The organism is Saltatorellus ferox (assembly GCA_007751475.1).
In the GTDB taxonomy this organism is placed as follows: Bacteria; Planctomycetota; UBA1135; order UBA1135.
On the sequence record CP036434.1, the window covers coordinates 3,024,344 to 3,047,978 of the forward strand.

General features: G+C 65.9%; 17 protein-coding genes. 14 read left to right on the forward strand and 3 right to left on the reverse strand.

The features are described 5' to 3' along the window. Positions 1–24 precede the first annotated feature (24 nt). The 3 genes from Poly30_RS10765 to Poly30_RS10775 form a co-directional block, all read right to left on the reverse strand. Positions 25–972: a ZIP family metal transporter gene (locus Poly30_RS10765; protein WP_145197084.1), complete on the reverse strand. Its 948-nt coding sequence runs from the start codon at positions 970–972 to the stop codon at positions 25–27. A 50-nt stretch (positions 973–1,022) separates the two neighbouring features. Continuing rightward, a complete protein-coding gene (locus tag Poly30_RS10770; RefSeq protein WP_145197086.1) occupies positions 1,023–2,654 on the reverse strand; it encodes a TIGR03013 family XrtA/PEP-CTERM system glycosyltransferase in 1,632 nt (543 codons plus the stop codon). Positions 2,655–4,004: 1,350 nt separating this feature from the next. Beyond that, positions 4,005–6,584, reverse strand: a complete 2,580-nt coding sequence (locus tag Poly30_RS10775; RefSeq protein WP_145197088.1) for a S41 family peptidase — start codon at positions 6,582–6,584, stop codon at positions 4,005–4,007. Between the two features lie 211 nt (positions 6,585–6,795). Here Poly30_RS10775 and moaC point away from each other — a divergent pair, with 211 nt between their 5' ends. From moaC to asnB, 14 genes are all read left to right on the forward strand, one after another. After that, positions 6,796–7,347 (forward strand): cyclic pyranopterin monophosphate synthase MoaC, encoded by a 552-nt coding sequence (moaC, locus tag Poly30_RS10780; RefSeq protein WP_145197090.1) that lies wholly within the window; start codon positions 6,796–6,798, stop codon positions 7,345–7,347. Positions 7,348–7,427: 80 nt separating this feature from the next. Then, positions 7,428–7,922, forward strand: a complete 495-nt coding sequence (gene accB / locus Poly30_RS10785) for an acetyl-CoA carboxylase biotin carboxyl carrier protein (protein WP_145197092.1) — start codon at positions 7,428–7,430, stop codon at positions 7,920–7,922. A gap of 84 nt (positions 7,923–8,006) precedes the next feature. Continuing rightward, positions 8,007–9,404 (forward strand): acetyl-CoA carboxylase biotin carboxylase subunit, encoded by a 1,398-nt coding sequence (gene accC / locus Poly30_RS10790; protein ID WP_145197094.1) that lies wholly within the window; start codon positions 8,007–8,009, stop codon positions 9,402–9,404. 81 nt (positions 9,405–9,485) lie between these two features. Continuing rightward, on the forward strand, positions 9,486–10,400 hold the full coding sequence (locus tag Poly30_RS10795; protein WP_145197096.1) for a hypothetical protein: 915 nt from the start codon (positions 9,486–9,488) through the stop codon (positions 10,398–10,400). Positions 10,401–10,508: 108 nt separating this feature from the next. After that, positions 10,509–11,495: a UDP-glucuronic acid decarboxylase family protein gene (locus tag Poly30_RS10800; RefSeq protein WP_145197098.1), complete on the forward strand. Its 987-nt coding sequence runs from the start codon at positions 10,509–10,511 to the stop codon at positions 11,493–11,495. 33 nt (positions 11,496–11,528) lie between these two features. After that, a complete protein-coding gene (glmS, locus tag Poly30_RS10805; RefSeq protein ID WP_145197099.1) occupies positions 11,529–13,385 on the forward strand; it encodes a glutamine--fructose-6-phosphate transaminase (isomerizing) in 1,857 nt (618 codons plus the stop codon). Between the two features lie 14 nt (positions 13,386–13,399). Further along, entirely contained in the window at positions 13,400–14,389 is a 990-nt protein-coding gene (locus tag Poly30_RS10810; RefSeq protein ID WP_145197101.1) for a GDP-mannose 4,6-dehydratase, read from the forward strand. A gap of 166 nt (positions 14,390–14,555) precedes the next feature. Continuing rightward, positions 14,556–15,287 (forward strand): sugar phosphate nucleotidyltransferase, encoded by a 732-nt coding sequence (locus tag Poly30_RS10815; RefSeq protein ID WP_145197103.1) that lies wholly within the window; start codon positions 14,556–14,558, stop codon positions 15,285–15,287. A gap of 87 nt (positions 15,288–15,374) precedes the next feature. Continuing rightward, positions 15,375–16,361, forward strand: coding sequence for a dTDP-4-dehydrorhamnose reductase (gene rfbD, locus Poly30_RS10820; protein WP_145197105.1), 987 nt, complete (start codon positions 15,375–15,377; stop codon positions 16,359–16,361). Beyond that, entirely contained in the window at positions 16,358–17,392 is a 1,035-nt protein-coding gene (gene rfbB / locus Poly30_RS10825) for a dTDP-glucose 4,6-dehydratase (RefSeq protein WP_145197107.1), read from the forward strand. Before rfbD ends, rfbB begins: the two co-directional genes overlap by 4 nt. A gap of 346 nt (positions 17,393–17,738) precedes the next feature. Next, complete coding sequence (locus tag Poly30_RS10830; protein WP_145197109.1) at positions 17,739–18,527, forward strand: polysaccharide biosynthesis/export family protein; 789 nt, start codon at positions 17,739–17,741, stop codon at positions 18,525–18,527. A gap of 4 nt (positions 18,528–18,531) precedes the next feature. Continuing rightward, entirely contained in the window at positions 18,532–20,163 is a 1,632-nt protein-coding gene (locus Poly30_RS10835) for a Wzz/FepE/Etk N-terminal domain-containing protein (RefSeq protein ID WP_145197111.1), read from the forward strand. Between the two features lie 58 nt (positions 20,164–20,221). Further along, a complete protein-coding gene (locus tag Poly30_RS10840; RefSeq protein WP_145197114.1) occupies positions 20,222–21,670 on the forward strand; it encodes a putative O-glycosylation ligase, exosortase A system-associated in 1,449 nt (482 codons plus the stop codon). 32 nt (positions 21,671–21,702) lie between these two features. Then, positions 21,703–23,631, forward strand: coding sequence for an asparagine synthase (glutamine-hydrolyzing) (gene asnB / locus Poly30_RS10845; RefSeq protein WP_145197116.1), 1,929 nt, complete (start codon positions 21,703–21,705; stop codon positions 23,629–23,631). Positions 23,632–23,635 lie beyond the last annotated feature (4 nt).

Below are 23,635 nucleotides of genomic sequence, written 5' to 3' on the forward strand. Positions count from 1 at the left end.
TTGCTCACCCATGACTTGCGTGCCTCAGATGCCCCCGTAGCTGTGTGCGTACCACATGGCGACGATGCCGAGCAGGAGGAGGCCGATCTTCCATGGGCCGTCCTCGCGGTGATGGAAGACCTCGGGCAGGAGTTCGCAGAGGCAGACGTACAGGAAGGTGCCTGCGGCGAGCGAGGTCAGGATCGAGATCCCGCCCGAGCCGAGGAGGCCGCTGATCTGGCTCCCTGCGAGGAGGCCCAGGGGCGTCACGAAGGAGAACGCGACGACCATGCCGAGCACTCTGCTTCGGCTCGAGCCGGTCATCGAGAAGACGGCGGCGAGGGAGAAGGACTCGAAGCCCTTGTGGGCGAGGATCGCGAGGAGCATGACGCCCGCGATGGCGGACTGGCTCTGGACGGCGGCGAGGGCGACGCCCGCGGTCAGGGCGTGCACGGTGAGTCCGACGAGGGCGGCCCAGCCCACGGCGGAGTGACGTTCCTTGTCGTTGTGTCCGTGACCGTGTCCGTGGGTGGTGCCGGGGATGAAAACGGCCTCGATGAAGAAGACGCCGAGCAGCCCGATGAGCACCCAGAGCCAGGGGCCGATGGCGCCGTGGAGGTGGCCCGCATGGGGGTCGACGCTGGCGGTGTCCGTCCCGTGGTCATGGCCGGCGTGGGCGTCGGCCTGGCCCGCCCCTACGCTCGGAAGGGACGCCTGATAGTGCCGGAACTCTTCCGCATGGTCGCCCATGCCGGCGGCCTGTTCCTCCACCGAAACGGCCACCGCAACCACCGCTCCGTGGGCGTGCCCTGCTTCCCCTTCGCTCGTGGCGGCCGCGGCGACCCCGGGCAGGAGGTGCAGGAACACCGCTCCCAAGAAGATGCCTGTGGAGAAGGCCAGCGCGATGTGATGCTGGCGATCGCCCCACTTAAAGAAGAGGGGGACGAGACCGCCGGCGAGGCCGACGAGGAGGATCGAGAAGAATTCGAACATGGCTTCCTGGGAAGCCTACGGCGCGGCTTGCCGAACGCGAGAGGCAGGTTTCAGGTTCCGCGGCGGAGAACGACCGTCTTGACCGTGCTGATCAGGATCGAGAGGTCGAACAGGACGCTGTAGTTCTTGATGTAGAACAGGTCGTACTGGAGCTTGTGCAGCGCGTCCTGCTCGGTATTGCCGTAAGGGTAGTTGATCTGGGCCCAGCCGGTGACGCCGGGCTTCACGATGTGGCGGAGCTGGAAGTAGGGGATCCGGGCGGCGAGCTGGTCGACGAAGTGCTGTCGCTCGGGCCGGGGCCCGACGATCGACATGGAGCCCGCGAGGACGTTGAAGAGCTGGGGGAGTTCGTCCAGGCGCGTCTTGCGCATGACCTTGCCCCAGGAAGTGATCCGGGGGTCGTCCTCGCTGGCCCAGACGGGCCCAGAGAGCTTCTCGGCGTCGGCGCGCATGGACCGGAACTTCATGAGGATGAACGGCTTGCCGTCCTGCCCGACCCGTTCCTGGGTGAACAGGACCGGCCCGGGCGAGGTCATCCGCACCGCGATGGCGGTGAAGAGCATCACCGGCCACAGCAGCACCAGCATGATGATCGAGAGGATCAGGTCGGTGACGCGCTTCAGGAGCGCGGCCCACGGGTGGCGGCGGAAGCCCTCGTTGAAGATCAGGTACGAGGGGCGCATGGCCGCGACCGCGATCCTGCCGGTGACCTGCTCGTAGATCTCCTCTCTTTCCCGGACCTCGATGCCCGCGAGCTTCGCTTCCAGAAGGTCCTTGATGGGGAGGGTCATGCGCCGGTCTTCCAGCGCCACGACCACCATTTCGACGGAGAGCTTCTCCAGGAGTTCCAGGAGCGATTCTTCGCCCTGGGCCACCTCGGGTTCTCCGTTCCCGCTGCGCATGGCGGCGCCGGTGTTCTCGATCTGGCGGCCGAGCAGGGTGACCTGGTTCAGGACCAGGCGGTGGGTGGTTTCCGAGGCGGCTTCTTCCTGGGCGGTCACCAGATCCGGCCCGGGCTCCATCCGCCGTCTCCCGATCGTGGACTCGGGCTCGGGCACGAGACCGACCACCACGAAGCCCGCTTCGGGGTGCTCGATGATCTGGTTGGCGAGCGCGTGGGCCGGCCCCCGCGAGCCCAAAATCAGCACCCGCACGTCCAGGTCGGCCCGGCGCACGAGCCAGTGGAAGGCGAACCGGGAGATGTAGAGGACGCCAAACCCGACCGCCACCGTCACCGCGAGGTGCTGGATGGTCTGGGTCAGCGTCAGGCCTGGGAACGAAAGGATCCCGGTGGGGGAGGCCACCCTCGAAACGGCGGCCAGGATCAGGCACAGCACGACGCCAGCGCCCGCCGACTCGACGAACCGCGACGCTCTTTCGTACCGCGACGCCGAGATCTGGAACTCGTAGAGCCGGTTGAGGCCGAGGCAGAGCAGGCTCACGAGGGTCAGCGCGATCGCCGCGATGATGCACTTCTGGAGCCCGTCGGCCGCCGAAAGACTCTGGCGAGCCAGGGCATCCGCCGCCGACCGGGCGCCCGCGTGGGTCGTCGCGGGGTCACCCAGCAACTTCCACAAATGCTGGGTCATCCCCACGGCCATGACGGCTCCGAGGAGGCAAAGCTCGGTCGCGACCAGGAGGAACGTCCTGACGGGGAAGTAGTGCTGAAGAACGCGGAGCATCGGTCCGTCTTCGGGGCGGACGGCTTGTTCGGGCGGGGATCGGTCGGGGTACGGCCAGAGAGGGTACGGCCTGGGTCGGGCCGGTCCATGTCATTTCTTCGGGTGAGACAGCCTGGACCCTTAGTCGGAACGTCCAGGAGTGGATCTAGGACGTTCCTCGCCATGGCTTCGCCCCAGCCGCTCACCGCGTCCGCCAGGACGCCCGGGCCTCGCTCGGCCCCCTACGGGGGCCGAGCCGCCCGCGCGAGGCTTGCCCTCGCGGCCCGTGCGGCGAGCACGCCCGCCCGGCGAGGGCGCCCGTCCGGCGAGGACGCCTGCGCGGCGAGCGCCAAGCGATGCAATCGCTATTTCGCCGTCAGGCGAAATGCCAGAGATACTGCGCGCTGTCACAGCGATAGGACGGCCCGGCTCCACTTGCCTTGGCAGCGGTCCCGCCCGCTGGAGGTCTCCCGATATCGACTGCCTGCCGTTCGCGCGAAGCGCCGAACGCGTGGGCTGAGGCTTCCCGGTAGCGGCTGGTGGGCTGCCCGCTAGCGGCTGTCCCAGCAGGTTTCCCGACACGGACTGCCTGCCGTTCGCGCGAAGCGTCGAACGCGTGGGCTGAGTTCTCCCGCTAAAGGCTTCGGTACTGCCCGCTGGAGCGCTCGCCCGCATGGGCGAGCTGGGCAGATGTCGGACTTGCCTCTCAGATCTGAGACCTCAGACCTCAGACCTCAGACCCGCCCAGCTCGCCCTGACGGGCGAGCGCTCCAGCGGGCAGTACCGAAGCCTTTAGCGGGAGAACTCAGCCCACGCGTTCGGCGCTTCGCGCGAACGGCAGGCAGTCTGTACCGGGAGCCCTGTACCGGGAACCCTGCTGGGGGCTTCGGTCAGCGGGCAGCCCACCAGCCGCTACCGGGAAGCCTCAGCCCACGCGTTCGACGCTTCGCGCGAACGGCAGGCAGTCCGTGTCGGGAGACCTCCAGCGGGAGGGACTGCTGCCAAGGCAAGTGGAGCCGGGCCGCCCTATCGCTGTGACAGCGCGCAGTATCTCTGGCATTTCGCCTGACGGCGAAATAGCGATTGCATCGCTTGGCGCTCGCCGCGCAGGCGTCCTCGCCGGACGGGCGCGCTCGCCGCGCAGGCGCCCTCGCCGGGCGGGCGTGCTCGCCGCACGGGCCGCGAGGGCAAGCCTCGCGCGGGCAGCTCAGCCCCCTACGGGGGCCGAGCGGGGCCCGGGCGTCCTGCGGACGCCATGGAACGGTCGCGGGCGGGACCGAGCCCATTGGCCCAGCCCCGCCCGTCAGAATTCAGTCAAGCCCAGTAGGCAGACCCAGCCGGTAAACCCAGCCACCAGACCGAGCCCCGCCCTCAGTTCTTCTGCTTCAGAATCTCACGCAGCTCATCGGCCCGTGCCTTGCTGAGCCCATCGGCCTCGGCCGCCGCGATCAGTGCCATGGCCCTTTCGACCTCGTCGGCGGAGCGGCGCGCCGGGGGAGCGGCCTCGGCCATGGCGTCTCCGAGGGGGGTCCGGTCGTCGAAGGTGCCCGCGTACTCAGGGATGTCCTGGATGCTGGTACCTTTCTTCTCGAGGATGTTCTCGATCGCCGCCTGGAGCTGAAGGTCCTCGGCGAAATCGCCGAGCGGGAACGCGCTGCCGCGCGTGTCCTGGACGCGGCGACGGACCTCGATCCGGAGCAGGAAACGCACGTCGTCGCGGGTCAGCGTGGTGTCCAGCGAATCGTAGAGTTCGTCGAAGCCAGGATAGAGATCAGGGTTGTCGAAGTCACAGAACGCGAGCTTCTTGAACTCTTCCTGGTTGCCCTCGAACTTCTCGAGAACCCACTTGCGAAGGACGCGGGTGTCCTGGATGCGGCGCATCTCGCGCAGACGCCAGGTCTCACGGCGGCGGGCCTCCACCTCGATGTCGGGCGACAGGCCGCCGAGCGACTTGATGTTGCCCTCCTCGTCGAGCTCGCGGTGGATGGAGCGGCCGAGGGGGAGTCGGTAGCGCTCGATCGTCAGCTTGATCCTCGGCGCGAAGTCGAACTCGCCGTCGCCATCCCAGTCACGGGTGATGTTCTCCCAGTTGTCCCGGCGATGGTTCCTGTTCTCGTCGATGTACTCGTCATCGTTCTCGTTGGGCATGCGCAGGAGGTTCTGCACGGAGCCCTTGCCGAACGAACGCTGACCGATCAGGGTCGCGCGGCCGTAGTCCTGGAGGGCTCCGGAGACGATCTCCGAGGCCGACGCCGAGAAGCGGTTGATCAGCACGGCGACGGGCGTATCGGAGGGAATGAACTCATCGAGCTGCGTCTTGAAGACCTTGCTCTCCGCGATCCGGCTCTCCGTGCGGACGACGACCTCACCCTTCGGGAGGAAGAGATCCGAGACCTTCGCGGCCTCGTCCAGGAGCCCGCCCGTGTTGTTGCGCAGGTCGAGGATGACGCCGTTGAGCTTGCCCCCTTTCGTCTCCTGCTCGAGGTCGCGGAGGGCGCTCGCAATGTCGATCGCCGCGCCGCGGGTGAAGGACTGCAGCTCGACGAGACCGATGTCGCCGGGGAGTAGCTCACGATGCACGGACGGGATGCTGATCTGCGCGCGCTTGATCACCGTGATCATGTCCTCGGTGGGGCGGTCGATCAGCGTCGGGTCCATGTCGCGGCGCCAGATGTAGAGCTTGACGTCGGTGCCGGGCTTGCCCTTCAGGCGCTTGATGATCTCGTCCGTTTCCTCGCCGATCGTGGGCCAGTCGTCGATCCGCACGATCTTGTCGTCCGTCGAGAGGCCCGCCTCGTACGCAGGTCCCGAGTAGATGGGGCGCGTGATCGTGAAGATGCCGTCGTCCGGGTCGTTCTGGACGTACGCGCCGATGCCGCCGTACTCCGCCTCGAGGTTCTGCTCGAACTTCTCGTACTCCTCCGGCGTGAAGAACGACGAGTGCCGGTCGAGGCTGCTCAGCATGCCCTGGAGCGCGGCCTCCAGGAGGTCGCTTCGTTTCGCTTCGCTGCCGTCCAGGTGGTACTTCTGAATGACGTCGATCATGGTCTCGATGCGCTCGAGATCCTGGGGGATATCGGAGCCGAGGCGGCGCTCGGAGTCGTCCTCGCGGAGCCTGCGCATCGTGGACTCGAAGAACCGCGTGCTGCGGAGCTGCTCCAGGTACGCGCGCGCGAGACGACCGTTCTCGCCAGGGAGCTCCGCCAGTCGATCGAGCTCGTCCTCGACGCCGTCGACGTCCTCGACCGGAGAGATCTCGGCGAACCCGAGCGCTCCCATCGCGCGCAAATTCGGATCCGAGGAAGCGAGGAATGAGCGGAGGACTCGCCTGGCGGCAGTGATCTGTGGACTGTTACCCAGCTTGTTCGTCGCCACGGCCGCGGCCACGCGGAGCTTCGCATCGCCCTCCGGGTTCTCTGCGCTGGCGAGCAGCTCCTTCGCCACATCCTTCCGGGTATCGCGATCGGAAATCTCCCGCGCCATGCTGCCGAGGAACTCCGTCGCAGCGCCGACGAGGTCGGCGTCCTTCGACTTCAGGACCTCGGAAACGCGCATGGCGATCTTCGCGTGATCGACGTTCTCACCGGTCAGTCGAACGGTCGCGAGGAAGAGGATGTCCTTCGCTCCGAGGGACTTCTGGCCGAGCTTCTCGTCCACGACCGCATCGAAGGTCGCGCCGAACTCGTCGCCGACGAGGCCCGCCACGCGGCTCGCCTCCGACCAGATCGCGGCGGCGTCCATGCCCTGGATGGCCGTGAGACGCTCGTCGAGGATATCGGTGACCTCCTGGCTGGACGCTGCCGAGGCGGCGCCGTCCTGGTAGGCCGGAAGCCCGGTGAGGAAGGGAACGCTCGCACTCGTCGAGATAGGGGACGTGCTGGCCGCCAGAAGCCCTGCGAGGCAGGGAATAGCAGCGGTGGCGAGCAAGGCGGGGTGGACGCGTCGGATCATTCGTAGGTGCGTGCGGATGAGTGGTCGAGCCGTTCGCCGATCCTTCGGGACCGGCAGCGGTACGGCTCTCGTATCGGCTGACTCGGTCCTGGACCGGAGCCCGTGCGGGATAGAAGTAGCTGTCTCTAGGCCCGGACTCTACGCTTCACACGTCCCCTTGATGGGGCGAGGTTTCACCCTGACGAAAATCGAACGGCCGGACGGGCCTCGCATGAGCAGCGCAAAAGATCTGGAAGATGTGCCTGTGGATCCATGCGATTCGGGCGACGGCGCCGCCGAGGAGTCGCTTTCGCACGTGAGGGTGGATGGTGAGGGGCGCTCCCACTCGGTGATGGTGGACGTCGGGGGGAAGCCAGTGACCGGTCGAACCGCCCAAGCGCGGGCGCTGGTCGACTTCCCGCCCGGGCTTCTGGCGGGAATCCTGGAATCCGGCGGCCCGAAGGGGCCCATCGAGGAGGTGGCGCGGGTCGCGGGCATCCTGGCCGCCAAGCGGACGGGTGATCTGATCCCCATGTGCCATCCGGTCGGCCTCGATGTCGTGGAGATCGATTTCGCCAGGATCGGACCGGATCGGCTCGAAATTCGCTGCAAGACGGCCTGTAGTGGCCGAACCGGCGTGGAAATGGAGGCCATGACCGGGGCCTCGATCGCGGCTCTGACCGTCTACGACATGACCAAAGCCCTGGCCAAGGGAATCCGGGTCGTGGCCGTGGAACTCCTGGAGAAAACGGGCGGGAAACACGGCTCCTGGAGCCGGGAGTAGGACCCTCCGGACCCGCTCCTTGCAATTCTGAACGGAATGGGGGGCAGAACCTGCGACCCTGCGGCGGTATCGTGGGTGGCATGGATCTGAAACTCATCCGCAACCTCGTCCGGATCATGGAGCGAGGAGAAGTCGACGAACTGGAGATCGAGGACGACAAGGCCGGTCTTCGCGTTCACCTGCGTCGCGGTCCCTCCGGCCACTACGCCACCCCCTCCGTCATGATGATGCAGGGCGGTGCGAACCAGCCCATGATGTCCGGCTCCGGCTCGATGCTCTCCAGCGGCAGCGACGTCGGCGGTTCGGCGACCGAGGCTCCGGCACGCGCCGCCGGCGTCGAGGAGATCACCTCTCCGATGATCGGCACGTTCTACGCGGCGCCGTCGCCCGACGCGGACAACTTCACCGGCGTCGGCGAGCGGGTCGGCGACGAGTCGGTGATCTGCATCATCGAGGCCATGAAGGTCATGAACGAGATCAAGGCGGAGTGCTCCGGCGAGATCGTCGAGGTGCTCGTCGAGAATGGTGAGCCCGTGGAGTACGGGCAGCCGCTCTTCCTCGTGAAGACGCGCTGATTCCACGGCCACGAGCCTCACTCCGCCCGCCCTCTCCTTAGCTCAACTCTTGACTCCCAGCTCAGCACCGGAGTCGCACACGGAATGTTCAGACGAATCCTGATCGCGAACCGCGGGGAGATCGCGCAGCGGATCATCCGCGCCTGCCGTGAACTCGGCGTCGAGACCGTTGCTGTCTACAGCCAGGCGGACGCGGACGCGCTCCACCTGCGCATGGCCGACGAGACGATCTGTATCGGCCCCGCCGCCAGCTCGGCCAGCTACCTCGACATCCCCTCCATCATCTCTGCGGCCGAGATCGCGGACGTGGAGGCCATTCACCCCGGCTACGGGTTCCTGGCGGAGAACAGCCATTTCGCCGAGGTTTGCCGGTCCTGCAAGATCGAGTTCATCGGTCCCGATGCCCAGACGATCGCGGACCTCGGCAACAAGTCCCGGGCGCGTGAGATGGCGGTCGCGGCCAAGGTGCCCGTGGTTCCCGGATCCGATGGTCCGGTGAACGACGAGGCAACCGCCGCGAAGGTCGCCCAGGAAATTGGCTATCCGGTGATGATCAAGGCGTCGTCCGGCGGTGGGGGACGCGGCATGCGGATCGCCAGCAACGAGCCGAGCCTCCTGCACGGGATGCGCGCGGCCAAGGCCGAGGCGAAGGCCGCCTTCGGGGACGACACGGTCTACCTCGAGAAGTTCGTGGAGAAGGGGCGACACGTCGAGGTCCAGATCCTCGGCGACCGCCATGGCAACGTGATTCACCTGGGGGAGCGCGACTGCTCGACCCAGCGTCGACACCAGAAGCTGATCGAGGAGTCGCCTTCGCCGATCCTCTCCTCGAAGCAGCGGGACAAGATGTGCGCCGCCGCCGTCCGCCTGGCGAAGTCGGCGGGCTACCACAACGCGGGCACCGTCGAATTCCTGGTCGACAACACGGGCGCCTTCTACTTCATCGAGGTCAACGCCCGGATCCAGGTCGAGCACACCGTCACGGAGATGGTGACCGGCGTGGACCTGATCCAGGAGCAGATCCGGATCGCCTCGGGCGAGACCCTGCGCTATCGCCAGAAGGACATCGTGGTCCGGGGGCACGCCATCGAGTGCCGGATCAACGCCGAGGATCCTTCCATGGACTTCCAGCCCTCGCCGGGCCTGATCAGTCTTTTTGCACCAGCGGGCGGCCCTGCCGTGCGGGTCGACAGCCATTGCTACAGCGGTTACCGGATTCCGCCGAACTATGACTCCATGATCGGCAAGCTGCTCGTGCATCGTCCCACCCGGGACGAGGCCATCCGTTCCATGATGCGCGCCCTCGATGAATTCGTCATCGAGGGGCCCAAGACCACGATCCCGCTCTTGCGCGAGATCCTGGAGCAGGCCGAGTTCCAGAAGTCCCAGCATGACACCAAGTTCGTGGAGCGATTCCTCGCGACAGGAACCTCCCGGACCGCTGGAGCCAACAACGCGCAGACGGCCGATTCCGCCCGCTGATTCATCGGCTGGCTTGCTGCGGCTGATCCGGCCTGCCTGAACCCCTCCATGTCCATGACCGAGCCTCGCACACAGCCAGGAATGAACGCCGTCCACACGGCGGGACGCCTTCGTTCCGCGTTGCCACCGCGGCGGCAGGCTTCCGTGGTTCTGCTGGCTTGCCTGGTCCCAGCGCTCCTCAGCGGCTGCTTCACCGACACGCAGCGCTTCCCCGGGATGCTGAAGCCGCTCAGCAACCCACTGCCGGAAGGCGTGAAATCGACCTTCTTGCGCGGTCCGGAGGATGCCTACGTCATCCGGCACAGCGATCCGGTCTCCGTTCGAACGGCGGAGACGACGTCGACCGTGAGACTGACGTACTACGACAAGCGAACCCGCACCCCGGCGGGGAGCTGGGTCTACTCGGGGCCGAATGGCCACGTCGAAGTGCTGCTGCCCGGCAATACCGTGATCACGATGCGCGGTCCGTCCGCAGGCGTCGTCGGCTCGGAGAGTCGACGCGAGCCCGCGTTCACGTTCATCGATGTCGCGCACGCGACGGTGACGTTCGGCGAACTCGGGATCGTTCAGCTCCCTGGCGGAGCGCTCCTGGAGGCCTACGGGGGACCGTTCGTCCTCGAGCTGATCAGCGACGATATTCTTCGGGTACGAAATCGCTCTTCCCAGCAAGGCGCGATCGCCTACCGCGAGGAACTTTTTTCCCTCTCGCCGAGCGAGGTCGTGGACCTTGCCCTTCTGCAGGTTGGGACCGCCCCGTTCGAACTCGACGAAGCCTCCCGCGACGTGCTGACAGAGGCGGGTCGGGTCGAGATTCGCGGGACCGTGGACGTCCTCTCCTCCGGCCTGAGCGCGAGGCTCCGGGCCAGCGGCGACAGCGAGATCTCGGGCTTCGGCCAGACCCTTCGCCTCGACCCCGGTGATGAGGTCCTCTTCGAGGGGCTCGGCAGCGAAGCGGAGCGACAGGCCCGGAACTCCCCTCCCAGTGGGACCCCCTGAGGGTCCGCGGACTCAAGCTTCATGGAAATTCAGCCGAGACCTGCCCCTCCCGGATCGCGCCAGCAGCTCCGATCCCAGATACGCGAACACACCATCCACTCCCAACAGATGAAAAGAGTCCTGATCACCGGCGGCGCCGGCTTCCTCGGAAGTCACCTCTGCGAGCGTTTCCTCGCCGAAGGGTACTCCGTCATCTGCATGGACAACCTGGTGACCGGGTCGCTCGACAACATCGAGCACCTGTTCGGTCGCAAGGAGTTCCTGTTCATGAACCAGGACGTCACGGAGTTCATCCACGTCCCAGGGCACCTGGACGCTATCCTGCACTTCGCGTCGCCCGCGAGTCCGATCGACTACCTGGAGCTTCCGATCCAGACCCTCAAGGTCGGCTCCCTCGGAACGCACAAGGCGCTCGGCCTCGCGAAGGCCAAGGGCGCGCGATTCCTGCTCGCGTCCACCTCGGAGTGCTACGGTGACCCCGAGGTCCACCCCCAGAAAGAGGACTACTGGGGCAACGTCAACCCGGTCGGTCCGCGCGGCGTTTACGACGAGGCGAAGCGCTTCGCCGAGGCCATGACCATGGCCTATCACCGTTTCCACGGGGTCGAAACGCGGATCATCCGCATCTTCAACACCTACGGTCCGCGGATGCGCCTCAACGACGGGCGCGCGCTCCCTGCCTTCATGGGCCAGGCCCTCGAGGGTCGTCCGATCACGGTGTTCGGCGACGGTTCCCAGACGCGCTCCTTCTGCTTCGTCGACGATCTCGTCGAGGGCATCTGGCGCCTCCTGAATTCCAGCGAGGTTCTGCCGACCAACATCGGCAACCCCGCCGAGATGACGATCCTCGACTTCGCGAAGAAGGTGCTGGAGCTGACGGGTTCGGTCTCCACGCTCACGTTCAAGGATTTGCCGGCTGACGATCCCAAGGTCCGTCAGCCCGACATCTCGAAGGCGCGCCGCGTCCTCGGCTGGGAGCCCACGATCGATCTGGACACCGGTCTGAAGCGCACCCTCGAATACTTCCGTACCAAGGTCGACGAGCGCAGCGCTCGTCGTGGCTCGGTCGCCGCCGGCGACGCGGCCGGTTCCTAGCCCTACCGTCGTTCGACAAGGAAACGTCTAAATATGTGTGGCATCGTAGGAGCACTCGTCAGCAGCGGCTCGGTCACTCCAGGGCTGATCGCGGGTCTCAGTGTCCTGGAGTACCGCGGCTACGACAGCGCGGGCATCGCGGTGGCGCGCGGCGGGGAGATCACCGTTCGCAAGCGCCGTGGTCGCCTCGCCAACCTCGAGGAAGCGATCCTCGACGGCTCCATGGAGGGGGCGCTCGCGGGCATCGGGCACACGCGCTGGGCGACACACGGCGAGCCTTCGGACGCGAACGCTCACCCGCATACCGGACGTTCCAGCGGGCTCGCCCTCGTGCACAACGGCATCGTGGAGAACTACCTCGATCTCAAGCGCGAGCTTCTGAACGAGGGCGAGGCCTTCACGTCCGAGACGGACACCGAGGTACTGGCGCGCATGCTCGACCGTCTCTGGACGCAGGGCGGTGGAGACGAGGCCGCGCTGGTTGCAGCCGTTCGCACGGCCATCCCGCGCGTGCGCGGCTACTACGCGCTTGCGGTCCTGGCGAACTGCCCGACGGGGCCGGTTCTGCTCGCGGTGCGCCAGGGGCCGCCGCTGGTGGTCGGCGTCACGCCCGAGGGCGGCTTCCTGTCGTCCGATATGCTCGGCGTCGCGCCGCACACGCGTGAACTCGTCTACCTGGAAGACGGTGACATCGCGCTCATCGGTCCCGGGAGGCTCGACATCACGGGGTCGGACGGCAGCGTCGTCACGCGCGAGGCGCGCACCGTGCAATGGGACCCGGCGGACAGCGGAAAGGGCGGCTATCCGCACTACATGCTGAAGGAGATCCACGAGCAGCCGGACGTGATCGCGCGCACGGCCTTCGATCGGATCGACCTCGGCGCCGGTGACGTTCGCTTCGAGGGTGGAGGATTCGACGATGCCTTCTGTCGCAGCGTCGAGCGCATCCAGATCCTCGGATGCGGCACGGCGCTCCACGCCGGCCAGATCGCGAAGTACCTGATCGAAGGTCTCGCGCACATTCCCGTGGACGTCGACTTCGCCTCCGAGTTCCGCTATCGCGATCCCCGCATCGTTCCAGGGACTCTCGCGCTGGCGATCACCCAGTCCGGGGAGACGGCCGACACGCTCGCCGCGACGAGGCTGGCCCGTGAGCTAGGCGCTCGCGTGGCTTCGATCTGCAACGTGGCCGGCTCGAGCCAGGTACGCGAGTCGGACGCCACGATCTTGACCTATGCCGGGCCCGAGATCGGCGTGGCGAGCACGAAGGCCTTCACCGCCCAGGTCGCCGCGGCGACGCTGCTCGCGATCCGCCTTGCGCGTGGTCGTGGGGTGATGCACGAACACAAGGCGCGACAGCTTCTCGAAGAGTTTCGCATGATCCGGCCGAAGATCGAGTCGCTCCTCACGGACGAGGCGATCGCCCGGACGCGGGAGATCGCGCGCAAGCACGCCGGCGCGCGTGGGTTCCTGTTCCTCGGTCGCGGAGTCAACTACCCGGTCGCGCTGGAAGGAGCGCTCAAGCTCAAGGAGATCGCGTACGTGCACGCAGAGGGTTACGCCGCGGGCGAGATGAAGCACGGACCGATCGCGCTGATCGATCCGGGCATGACCATCCTCGCCATCAACTCGGTGGGCCACGTCGCCGAGAAGACGCGCGCCAACATCGAGCAGGTCAAGGCGCGCGGCGGAGTCACCGTCAGCGTCGGCTCCGACGATCTCAGTCATTCCATTGCGGACTCGGCCGTCCCCGTGCCAGCCACCGACGAGTGGCTCTCGCCGATCCTCAACTCCATTCCGCTCCAGCTCATCGCCTATCACATCGCCGAGATCCACGGCTGTGACATCGACAAGCCGCGGAACCTCGCCAAATCGGTGACCGTAGAGTAGACCGGCACGCAACCATGAAGATTCTTGTGACAGGTGGTGCGGGCTTCATCGGCTCGCACCTGGTGGAGGCCCTCGTGAAGCGCGGCGACGAAGTCGTGATCCTCGATAGCTTCAACGATTTCTATGACCCCGCGATCAAGCGGCGCAACGTGGCGGCCATCGAGAGGACCGCGGGCGCGCCGATGGGGGAGGGCCCGGTTCAGCTCGTCGAGGGGGATATCCGCGACGTCGAACTCATGGGGCGTGTTTTCGCGGAGGGGCACTTCGACGCGGTGGTGCACCTGGCCGCGATGGCGGGTGTGCGGCCGTCCCTGGAGGATCCGCTGCACTACCAGGACGTGAACCTGCGCGGAACGATGGTGATCCTGGAGGAGCTTCGCAAGCGCCCGGAGACACGCTTCGTCTTCGCGTCGTCGAGCAGCGTCTACGGCGGCAACACCGACGTGCCTTTCTCGGAGGCGAACGAGGTTCATCATCCCGTGTCGCCCTATGCCGCGACCAAGCGGGCAGGGGAGCTCCTCTGCTACACGCACCATCATCTCTACGGCATTCCGACGGCCTGCCTGCGGTTCTTCACCGTCTTCGGCCCGCGTCAGCGGCCCGAGATGGCCATCCACAAGTTCGTCCGCATGACGCTCAATGGACAGGCCCTGCCGTTCTTCGGGGACGGTACGACGAGGCGCGACTACACCTACGTCGACGACATCATCGACGGCGTCGTTCGATCGATCGATCGCTGCGAGGGGTACGAGATCTACAACCTCGGGGAGTCTCGGACCACGTCCCTCAAGGAACTCGTCGAACTCATCGGCGAGGCCACGGGGGTCGAGCCGATCCTCGACCGCCAGGGGATGCAGCCAGGCGACGTCATCGTGACCTTCGCGGACGTCTCCAAGGCGCGCGAGAAGCTCGGCTACGATCCCCATACGACCGTCGCGGAGGGCCTCGAGAAGTTCGTGGCCTGGTATCGCAGCGAGACACACGCAGGGAGCCGATCCGCCTGATGGCGCGCCTGAGGCCCTTTCCACCCAGAACGGTGCAGCTCACCGCCCTCGATTCGAGTCTCCCGGACCCACCTCTCGACTCAATCGCGACTCCTGCCCACGCCCGCCATCCCGGCCGGGTATCGTTCTGCCCCGAACTAGAACTGTCCCCCGGACCCCACCCATCATGAAAGGCGTCATCCTCGCCGGCGGCCTCGGTACGCGGCTCTTTCCGCTCACCAAGATCACCAACAAGCACCTTCTGCCCGTCTACGACAGGCCGATGATCTATTACCCGATCCAGACCCTGGTCAACGCGGGTATCGACGACATCATGATCGTGACGGGCGGCCGCAAGTCCGGCGACTTCCTGTCGCTCCTCGGCAACGGCCGGGACTTCGGGCTGAAGCACCTGAACTATACGTATCAGGAGGGCGAAGGCGGCATCGCCGAGGCCCTCGGGCTGGCGGAGCACTGGGCCCAGGGCGAGTCGATCGCGGTGGTCCTCGGCGACAACCTCATCGAGAAGAACATCAACAAGGCCGTGGCCGACTTCAAGGCCCAGGGCAAGGGCGCGAAGATCATGCTGAAGGAGGTCCATGATCCGCAGCGCTTCGGCGTGGCCACCCTCGAGGGCGACAAGGTCACCAGGATCATCGAGAAGCCGAAGAACCCCGAGTCCAATCTCGCGGTCATCGGCATCTACATGTACGACGGCCGCGTCTGGGACATCATTCATCGACTGGAGCCGTCGGACCGCGGCGAACTCGAGATCACGGACGTGAACAACTGGTTCATCGAGGACGGCACGATGACGTGCGAGGTGCTCGACGGCTGGTGGACGGACGCAGGTACGTTCGAGTCGCTCCATGCGGCTGCCAAGCTCGTGGCCGAGGGCGGCGCGAACAAGGTCGACTGAAGTCCGTTCGCAGGTGCCCCGGAAGGGGCCAGGCGGAACATCGCCGAGGCGACGTGCCAGACTGCGAATGCTGATTCGCCACGAACCATGAGTGAAAAGAAGACCGCAGGCCAAGAAGCCACTGCCTCGCCGGAGCACGATCCTTCGGGAGAGCCTTCTGGCCTTTCTGAGTCAGGCCTTCCTGGGATCGAAGGGCCCTGCAGGATCCTGATCACGGGCGCTGCCGGCATGCTCGGCAGCCAGGTGCTCATGGCCGTACCCGACAGCATCGAGGCCCTCGGGACGGACATGCGCGAGGCCCACGGAGTGGACTTCATCGGGGTCGATCTGACCGATGACGACCAGGTGGAAGCGCTCTTTCGCGAAGCTTCGCCGCTGCACGGCGTGATCCACTGCGCGGCGTACACCGCGGTGGACAAGGCAGAGGAGGAGCCGGAGCTGGCGCAGGCCGTCAACGGCGACGCCTGCGGAGTGCTGGCGCGGGCCGCCGCGAAGGCGGGGATCCCGATCGTGGTGGTCTCGACCGATTTCGTCTTCGACGGAAAGGCGTCGGAGCCCTATCGACCAGATGATGAGCCGTCTCCGATGTCCGTCTATGGCCGGACGAAGCTGAGCGGCGAAAAGCAGGCCATCGAGGCGCACCCGAGCGGCGCGCGTATCGTTCGCACCCAGTGGCTCTACGGGCCCCGCGGCGGGCACTTTCCGGGCACGATGCTGAAGCTGGCCGCCGAGAGGGATCACCTCATGGTCGTCTCCGATCAGACCGGGTCTCCGACATCGACGCTCGAGCTGGCACCCGCGCTTTGGGACGTGCTTCTGCTCGGCAGCGCCGGCATCTACCACGCGGCCTGTGAGGGTGAAGCGTCCTGGTACGACCTCGCCGTCGCGACGATCGAATCCAGCAATAACTCCGACACGCAGATCGACCCTTGCACCACGGACGAGTTCCCGCGGCCTGCGCCCAGGCCTCGCTACAGCGTCCTCGACTGCAGCAAGCTGGCCGAGCTGCGCGGAAAGACGCTCTCGCCCTGGAAAGAAGCTCTCCTCACCTACCTCGGTAGCGATTCAGAATGACCACATCCACGCGCACCGTCCTCGTCACCGGGGGCTCGGGATTCATCGGCAGCAACTTCGTCCAGATGCTGGCCGAGGATCGACCGGACTGGAAGATCATCAACCTCGATGCCCTGACCTACGCGGGCAACCCCGAGAACCTCAAGGACGTGGAGTCGTCGCCGAACTACACGTTCGTCCACGGCGACATCACGCGCCCAGAGGACGTCGTGGCGGCTTTCGACGCGGCGGGGGAGAGCGGGGTCTCCGAGGTCGTTCACTTCGCGGCCGAGAGCCACGTGGACCGGTCGATCCTGAGTGGCCTGCCGTTCGTGCAGTCGAACGTGATGGGGACGCAGATCCTGCTCGACGAGGCGCGCAAGCGCGGCATCGACCGCTTCGTGCACGTGTCCACGGACGAGGTCTACGGCTCGCTCGGCAAGACCGGATTCTTCACCGAGGAGACGCCGCTCAGCCCGAACTCGCCGTACTCGGCGAGCAAGGCAGGCAGCGACATGCTGGTCCGCGCGGCGTTCCACACCCATGGCTTCCCGACGCTCATCACGCGCTGCTCGAACAACTACGGGCCCTACCAGTTCCCCGAGAAGCTGATCCCGCTGATGATCGCGAACGCCCGCGAGGACAAGGCGCTTCCTGTCTACGGGGACGGGATGCAGATCCGCGACTGGCTCTACGTCCGCGACCACTGCGAGGCCATTCTCGCCGTGATGGAAAAGGGTGTCGCAGGCGAGGTCTACAACATCGGTGGTCACAACGAGTACCCGAACATCGACATCGTGCACGCGATCCTCAAGGTGCTCGACAAGCCTGAATCTCTCATCCAGTACGTGACCGACCGCCCAGGCCACGATCGCAGGTACGCCATCGATGCGGAGAAGATCGACCGTGAGCTGGGCTGGAAGCCCCGCTACACGTTCGAGCAGGCCCTTCCGATGACCATTCAGTGGTACCTGGACAACGACGCCTGGCTCCAGAACGTCCGCTCCGGCGCCTACCGGGACTACTACTCGGCCCAGTACGGCGCCAAGTAACTCCCTCCGGAAGGTAAGCCCCCTGTACGGAGCAGGGGTGCCCCCCCGGGGGATGCAGCGGCCCGTCAGGGGGGAGGGGGGGAGTTCCTCCGGGAAATAGATTCCCGTCGACGCGCCAGGAACCGGTCTCCAGGTCGGTTTCGATCCGCTCCGGTTCCTATCATTGCCATCAGGGAAACCGCGCCGGGCCGCTCAGCTCGGCAGGGATCTCCCATTGAGTCAATCTCCCCGGTATTTATGCCGATCTAGCCCCCGGGACGCTCTTCTCGTCCTCGAAGATCGTCCTGACGCCTCCGCCTCTCCGTGCTCCCTGCGCGACGCTCCCACGGGCATCGCCCTGAACACCATGCTGCGCCCACCCCACCTCCTGCTCGTCCTGGCCGCGCTCGTTGGCCTCCTGGACCTCACGAGCTGCAATACCTCCCCGACCAAACGGGCTCTCCAGTACATGAACCAGGACGGCTTCGGCCGCCGGTACTCGGGGAATGCGGAGGAAGAGGACTACGTGACGACGGGTGATACCGTGCGCGTTTACGACGTGAACCACCCGACGGATATCAATTTTTCGGTCAACGTGAGCTCGGACGGCACCGTGCTCCTGGACCAGGTCGGGAGGATCCACATCGCGGGCTACACCCGCTCCGATCTGGAATCGGTGCTCGCAGAGCGGTACTCCTCGTACTACACGACCCCTCCGAGCATCGTGGTGGATATCACGACCCGGGGGAAGGTGTTCTTCGTGCTGGGGGAGGTCCTGACGGAGGGCTCCAAGCCCTTCCAGGGAAACCAGACTGCCCTGGACGTCATCATCGCGGCGAAGCCCCAGCGAGACACCGCGAACATCGGCCGCGCGATGCTCATCCGGGGGGACCCCCAGGATCCGCTCCGGCTTCCGATCAACCTGAACGACATCATCAAGGGCGATACGACGACGAACTACACGATCCAGGAGGACGACATCATCTGGATCCCGCCGACCCTCTTCGCGGAGTTCGGCTACTTCCTCCGTGCGGCGCTCTACCCGGTGACGGCTGTCTTCCAGGCGATCGGCGGGGCTCTCCTCGGCGCGCAGGGAGGACGAAACGTCAACAACGGCAACAACCGCGGCCTCCTGACCTTCGGGGGGATTTTCTAGAGTCATGGCAGTCGAAGTCGAAGCCGCAGGGCAGGTGGACGAGTTCCTCCGGATCCTGCGCCGCCGTATCTGGTGGATCATCCTTCCGGTCGTGGTTCTCGGTTCACTCGGGACGTTCTTTGCCGTCGTGGTCCCGAAGAAGTACGTGGTCTCGACCTCCGTCATGGTGCGAGACGGCGACGAGCAGACAGGGCCGGTGCAAAACGCGTCGGCCACCGAGGGCGCGGTCGCCAAGATCAATATCACGTCGCCAGCTCGACTTCACACGGTGCTCAACACCATGCGTGTGGCCCGCTACGTCGGGATGACCGACACCGAGAAGCGGGAGTACAGGGATGACCTCCTGAAGGACCTCCGGGTCTCGACGCCGACGATGGCGCGCGACGCGAACCAGCAGCTGGTTGAGATCACGTTCCAGAGTACCGACAAGGACCTGGCTCTCCAGTTCATCACGAACCTTCGGGAAAGCTGGACCACCGAGGTTCTCCAGCGTCACCTGGCGCGGGAGCAGACGGAACTCGCAGAAACCCGCGAGAAGCTGAACGACCTCGTCAAGGCGCGGGCTCAGGTCGTGGAGGATCTGACGGTGCTCAGGACCGAGCACGGGATCCCACCTCCTTCCGAAACGGAACTCCTGAAGAATCGCTCGCTCCCGGCCTCCTTCGAGGATCAAGAGCGGACTCAGCGTCAGGTGGTGGAGCTCGAGGAGAAGATCGAGGAGATCGACCTGAAGATCGAGCGCGATCTGGAAGAGTGGGCGAGCATGCCGGACCAGAAGGCATCGGTCGCAGCAGCCCCAGGCGGGAACGTGGACCGGAAGATCGAGGACATCAATGACCAGATCCTCAGCCTCGAGGACGAGATTCGGAAGAACGGCTGGTCACCGAGCCACTCGAACTACCAGCTGATCCAGACCCGCATCGAAACGCTCCGAGACTCCAAGCTGGAGATCAGTCAGACGGCTAAGGTTCAATTCGAGTCGACGGACTTCGTGGTCAACGAGGAGCGGACGGAGCTTCGCAAGCTCATCGACAAGGCCGTCTTCCAGCGGGAGCAGTGGGCGCGTCAGCTCAAGGGAGCGATCGAACGGCTGGCGGAGCTCGATCGACAGAACGAGGAGCTCCAGGGCGCGATCATGCAGGCCAGGGTATTCGAACGCATGGAGGAGACGCTCAGCGCCGAGATCGGGGAGCTTCGCAAGCAGAGCAACAACCTCGACATTCGGGTTCAAAAGCTCGGCAGCCCGGAGGGTAACCCCTTCGAGATCCTCGAGGAGCCGACGCCGCCTACCAAGCCAACGTCCCCTAATGCCTGGGTCATCGCGTTCGGATCCATCTTCTTCGGGCTGGCCCTCGGCTTCGGTCTGGCGATCCTGAAGGAATACAGCAAGAGCTGTTTCCGGTCCGCACGGGAACTCAACCGGGTGATGACCCATCCTGTCCTGGGCACGATCAATTCGATCCGTACGCGCCGCGAGCGAGCGAGGGCTTTCCTGCTCCGAAGCGTGCTCGGCGGCGGCTCTCTTCTCTTCGTCCTCTCGGTGGGTTACGTGACCTGGGCTTTCGCGAACGAGTCGGAATCGCTCACAGAGCCCCTGCGCCGAGCCATCGAGAACCTCCAGGAAGCCTTGAAGTAGGGGCCTCTCCCGTGACCGCCGGATCTCGCCGGTGGTCCGGGGCGCTCCCCGGGATCCCATGCGCGATCTCCTCGTCGCTCTCTTCGTGCTCGGCGCACTGCCGGTCTCTTTCAAGAGACCGGCGGCGGGGATGCTGACGTTCTCACTCCTGGCGTACATGCGGATCCAGGACCTGACGTGGGGGTTCGCGCGCGACCAGCGCTGGTCGCTCTACGTCGCCCTTGCGATGCTTGCGGGCTGGATCTTCGCCGAGGAGAAGTCCAAGCCCATCTGGACGTTCCGGACGGCCTTGCTGATCTTCATGCCGGTCTGGATGTTCATCGGCCTGTTCGAGGAGGTCGGCGTGAAGGCGTTCCAGTCGGCCAACTTCGTCGAGTACGCGAAGATCATCTGGGTCGCGATCTTCACCACGATGGTCATCCAGAGGCGCGAGCACCTGCGCGCGCTGATGTGGATCGTGGGAGGATCCTTCGCCTTCTTCGGCCTGAAGAACGGGGCTGCCGCGATTCTCTCGGGCGGTAGCCTGCACATCATCCGGGGCCCTGGCGGGATGCTGGAGGACAACAACGACTTCGCGCTCGCGCTCGCCATGTCCATTCCCGTCCTGGTGGGGCTGGCGACGTCGGAGACGAACCTCTACTACCGCAAGTGGCTCAGGTTCTGCGTGCCGTTCACCTACCTCAGCGTGTTCGCCACGCGGTCGCGCGGCGGGTTCCTTTCGGCGGGCCTCGCCACGTTCATCCTGGTCTGGCGGTCGAAGAACCGAATCGCGGGGATCATGCTGATGGGGTTTGCCGGACTGGTCGGCATCATGGCCTTGCCTGCCGACATGTTCGAGCGGCTCCAGACCCTGCAGAATGTCGAGGAGGACGGTTCCGCCATGGGCCGGATCCGCGCGTGGAAGGTCGCGGGTCGGATGATCCAGGACCAGCCGTTCTTCGGCGTCGGATTCAACCGGTTCCAGGCGAACTACCTGAACTACGGGGACCGGGTCCACGAGCGGCAGGAGGGAACGCGCGTCGCGCACAATGCCTACCTGCAGATCTGGTCGGAGGCCGGTACGCCGGTCTTTCTCTCCTACATGCTGCTCCTGACGCTGTCCGTGATCGCCGTCCAGCGAGTCCGAAGAGAGGCGCTTCGGGTCTACGATCGAAGCTGGATCCTCTCCTATTGCACGGCCTTCGAAGGGGCTTTCTTGACCTTCATGCTGGGGTCCGCGTTCCTCAACCGGGCGCACTTCGACCTCATCTACCACTACTTCGCGATGGTGATGGTCTTCGAGAAGGTGGCTCGAAAGGAGATGGAGAACCCTCTCTCGTCCGCGGGGGAGGCCCGCCGCGGAATCGGGGGCCACCTCAGCCGATTCGAGGGCATCGGGTTCAAGCGTCCCCTCGGCGTGGGTCGAGGATTCCGTAGCACCGATCTCGCCCCCGTCAGCTACCGGACCGCACGCAGTCAGGGCGGCGGTGCCAGCAACGCATTCCGCGCCTCCGAGCGAGACGCCTGACGTCGACACGGCCTCCGACTTCCCAGAACACCATGTGCGGATTCACGGGCTTCGCCCTCCACGGCGGCGTCACCGACGAGCATCAGGCTCAGCTCCAGGCGATGTGTGACACGATCATCCATCGCGGTCCAGATGATGAAGGGCTTCTCCTTCGATCGCCCATCGCGCTGGGCTTCCGTCGACTTTCGATCATCGATCTCGCGGGTGGGCACCAGCCCATCGAGGGGATCGATCAGCGACTGGCGGTCGTCGGCAACGGGGAGATCTACAACTTCCGAGAGCTGCGGTCCGAACTCCAGGGGAGGGGCGCACGATTCGCCACTGGCTCGGACATCGAGACGATCCTGCACCTCTATGCAGAACTCGTTCCGAAGGGCATCGGCCCTGACGAGGCGGTGCGGCTCTCGGCCAAGGTTCCGAAGGCCCTGATCGGGATGTACGGCTTCGCGATCGCGGACTGGCGCGACGAGAACAACCCGCGCGTCGTTCTGGGCCGCGACAGGCTCGGGATCAAGCCTCTCTACTGGGCCGAAACAGCCGAGGGAATCGTCTTCGGCAGCGAGGTGAAGACGATCCTCGCCTCGGGCATGGTCGAGCGCGAAATGCGTCGCGAGGCGCTCCTCGACTACCTCGTCCAGGGGTATTGCGGCGGCGAGGAGAGCGCATGGACCGGTATCCATCGCCTCCCTCCCGCGAGCATTCTGACCTGGAGCAGCAAGGACGGCGTTCGCATCCAGCGCTACTGGGACCTTCCGACGGACGAACTCCGCGGCGCGCCCGAACCCGATGAGATCGTCGATCTCATGGACCGCTGCGTGCGGGACCGGCTGGTCGCCGAAGTGCCGCTCGGCGCGTTCCTGTCCGGCGGGATCGACTCCACGGCCGTCGCGCACTCGATGGCCAAGGAGCTCGATGCACCGCCCGAGCTTTGCACGGTCGGCTTCCAGGAGAAGACCCACGACGAGCTGAGCATCGCCGAGAAGACAGCGAAGAGCCTGGGCGCGATCCATCACACCGAGATCCTGGAGCCGGATCCCAAGGCGGCCATCGAGGAGCTTCCCTGGTTCTTCGACGAGCCTTTGGCGGACCCCTCGACGGTGCCGACCTGGCTGGTCAGCCGCGTCGCTCGCCAGCACGTCACCGTGGCCCTCTCCGGCGACGGGGGCGACGAGACCTTTGCGGGCTATCGCCGCTACGTCCACGACGTGGCCGAGAACCGCGTACGTTCGATGGTGGGGGCGCCAGGCCGGAGCCTGAGCCGCGCCGTGGGCTCCGTGTACCCGAAGCTCGACTGGGCGCCGAGGGTCTTTCGCGCGAAGAGCTTCCTCAGCAACGTGGGCGAGGACCCCGCGCGGGCCTACTGGCACAGCGTGGCGCACATGACGCGGGGGGCTGCCGTGGATCTCCTGAATCCGGATCTGCGGGCCGCGCTCACCGAGCACGATCCCTTCGATGCCTTTGCGGCCCACTACGAGCGTCCGAAGATCGACTGCCCGCTCTTCCGAGCCCAGTACGCCGACTTCCACACCTGGTTGCCCGACCGCATCCTGGCGAAGGTGGACCGAGCGTCGATGGCGGTGGCACTGGAGGTTCGAGTTCCTCTCCTCGATCACCGCTTCGTCGAGACCTTTGCGCACCTTCCGCGCGATCAAAAGGTCCACGGGGCGCGCGGGAAGCACGCGCTTCGCGAGGCGCTTCGCCCGCGGCTCTCCGCCGAGGTCCTCGACGGCAAGAAGCGTGGCTTCGACACGCCGCTCGAGTCGTGGCTGCGCGGCCCCCTCAAGGAGTCTGCCCGCGAGGCCATCGACTCGCTCCCTTCGGACTGGTTCGACAAGCCGAAGCTGAAGGCTCTCTTCGAGGCCCACATGACCGGCCGCGTGAACCACGACCGTCTTCTCTGGAGCCTGCTCGTGCTCGAGCACTGGCGCCGCCGGCACGCGGTCGCTCGGATCTCGGCCTGATCGC